Origin of the sequence: Xanthovirga aplysinae, from assembly GCF_009711365.1 — a bacterium.
Taxonomy (GTDB): domain Bacteria; phylum Bacteroidota; class Bacteroidia; order Cytophagales; family Cyclobacteriaceae; genus Xanthovirga; species Xanthovirga aplysinae.
This window is the reverse complement of the sequence record NZ_SMMB01000257.1, coordinates 1-883: the sequence shown is the minus strand read 5'-3', so window position 1 is coordinate 883 and position 883 is coordinate 1. Positions and strand designations below refer to the sequence as shown.

Below are 883 nucleotides of genomic sequence, written 5' to 3'. Positions count from 1 at the left end.
GATTGGCAAAGGCCGTGATAGCTCCAGTCAAAGCCGGTCCATTAGCCCCTGTGCTAAACCCAATAGGGCTCGGTTCCTTTCTTGGGCCATTATAGTGTCGGATTCCTTTAATGGTGATAGGATCCCTTTTTTTTCTATAAAGCCATTTCATTGGATCATTGGAAAAAACCTGGACGGAGTCTAGGGAAATTGGTGAAAGGGTCAGATAAATCTTTAGCTTTTCAAGCTCTTTTATGGTAAATAATCCTAAAGCTACTTGTTTTTCGTGATAGCCTATGAAATTTACCACCAAGGTGTCATTTCGATTAGCTCTGAAATAAAATTTTCCTTCAGCATCTGTTGCTGCACCTCTGTAGGTACCTTTTATTCTCAAGGTAGCAAAGGGTATACTTTCTTCTTTCTCGTTGATAACCTGGCCTTTAATGATGATAGTATTCTCCCCTTGGTTTTGAGAATATCCAATTGTTCCCAATATGATCAAAAGAAAAAGAAACAATATACGCATTGGCATAAGGATGTTTAATAATGAACCATAAAAAATTCAATCGGACTATATGTAATAGCTTTTGAAATTTCTCAAGGGTATTGTCCAAATTCTAGTTCAAATTTTCCAAAAGTACTCAACTATTTTATGAAATTGAAGAAATCTTAAATTTTGTATCATTTAGAGGTTGCATGGTTTAATGCACCAAATATTTTGAAGAGTGGTAAATCTTTATGTCTTAATCAGTATAAGCTAAGAGGGATCATAAAGTTTGAGGGTTTCTGTGGTGGATCCTTTCAATGGCAATCAAAATTCCAAAAAGCCCTCCTGTAGCACTTCATCGGTAAAGAGGATAAAAATGTATATAAAAGCCCTGAAGCCCTTTGAAAGCTATCCTTT

The 883-nt window shown here is 36.0% G+C and carries 1 protein-coding gene; it reads right to left on the bottom strand.

The genetic code is table 11. From position 1 onward, the window contains the following. On the bottom strand, positions 1–505 hold a 505-nt coding region (locus tag E1171_RS00635; RefSeq protein WP_187696126.1), incomplete at its 3' end, for a carboxypeptidase-like regulatory domain-containing protein. Positions 506–883: the final 378 nt, after the last annotated feature.